Annotated in this window: 1 protein-coding gene; it reads left to right on the plus strand. The window is 35.3% G+C overall.

Features of this window, described 5'->3' with window-relative positions; genetic code table 11:
- Positions 1-254 precede the first annotated feature (254 nt).
- Entirely contained in the window at positions 255-1,295 is a 1,041-nt protein-coding gene (locus Selli1_RS18120) for an Abi family protein (RefSeq protein WP_281874490.1), read from the plus strand.
- Positions 1,296-1,674: the final 379 nt, after the last annotated feature.

A 1,674-nucleotide genomic window follows, 5' to 3' on the forward strand; every position in this document is an offset into this window, starting at 1 on the left:
AAAAAAGGCAATGTAAAGAGAAGAGGGGGGAATTTGCGCTTTTTTTCGTATTAAGCTCAACAGAACCGATATAGGAAAATAATTTCAGGTATAGTCCGGTCTGAGTTGTTCATGAAACAACCCTGGTGAATACTTGACAAGACTTCTACATATGATATAATGCTAGTGTAATTAGCAAATGACTGGTGTCCGGTCGCAAATTGAGTCTTGGATTGTATTCCAAGGCTCTTTTTGCATACACAGGAGAAATAATTATGAATGAAATAAGATATACCACTCCGAGTGAACAAATTCAAAAATTACGTTCACAAAATATGATTGTTATTGACGAAGAATATGCAGAAGAACAATTATTCCAATGTGGATACTCAAATTTGATAAAGAGTTACCGAGATCCATATATTTTTATTTCAAACGGCAAGAAAATGTATCGTTCTGGGGTCACCTTTGAACAACTTCAATCCTTATATACACTGGACAAAAATCTGCGTAACGCCGTCATGGGAGCAATGCTTGATTTAGAAGAACATATCAAAGAAGCAGCAGCAGATGTTATAGCTTCTTCTTTTGGTGTTCACCAAGACGAATATTTACAGTTCAGAAATTATAGAGATAAATCTAAGAAGAAGTATTGTTTCTCACTTGCTGGCATTATAGAAACTATGAAAAAGGCATTAAAAACAGACAAAAATCCTATTGCGCACTATTCTTCTTCACATGGAATAGTTCCTCCTTGGATTCTTTTCAAAAGTATTTATTTTAGCACTATTGTTAACTTTATCCATCAATTCAAACCTGCCGAACAAACAAAAATGGTCAAACATTTATATGATCCCAATTCCAAAATACCAAAATCTGTCCTTCCAGAATTAATGATGGATACTCTTTTTGTTTGTTTGGAATATAGAAATCTAGCGGCTCACGGTGGACGTATTTACAATTATGAATGCGAAAAAAAGTTACGTTTTTACCAGAATCCGGACTCTAGTTTGCATGGGTTTAATCTTTTGTTATTATTATTGAGTTTTTTCAAGTATAAGGCTCCTTTGGAAATATTAGAAAAGGCTCTTAACAACGAATTAAATCGACACTGTAGCGCTTTTCCAGAAGATGTTACATACTTAGGACAAATTTTGAATGTAGATATTACTGTACGCAATACTGTCTGGATTACTAACAATAGTCAAAAATATCATAGATATAAACATTGTAGTGGAATCCTAAATGCCAAGGGTATAGATATTAAAGAAGCAGATTCTCAAGGATACACGCCTTGTAAAAAATGCTACAAATAATAAAAAAACCGCCCCTGCGCCAACAGAGACGGTTCGCAATCAATCCGAAGATCGATCACTATATTTCCCAAAAATATTGTATCATCTTCGGACAGCCTGTGCAAGCGGAACTCTTGTTCTGTATGTGTCAAGTAATCGTTGGCACTTTTTCTTCTTTTTTTGATATCAGTTTATTTCTTTTATTTTCAGATAATTCAGCTCGGACTTTATCTGATCATTTTATGTTTCTTTTTAACAGAATGTTCTTGCAAAGGCTTTCCTCGATGCTGTCCGCATTGCGTCCAATAGCGGCATATGATGCGTAATCGTCTCTACATATGGATTCCCTTTTCCATCCTTCTTTGGCGCTCTCGCCGCGCTCAGCGTTTTGACGATTTCT

The sequence above is a fragment of the Sellimonas catena genome (assembly GCF_027924685.1).
GTDB lineage: Bacteria > Bacillota > Clostridia > Lachnospirales > Lachnospiraceae > Sellimonas > Sellimonas catena.

Bases quoted from the DNA above. Each gene is read 5' to 3' on its own strand.
- Selli1_RS18120 (WP_281874490.1), top strand. From the start codon at position 255: ATGAATGAAATAAGATATACCACTCCGAGTGAACAAATTCAAAAATTA.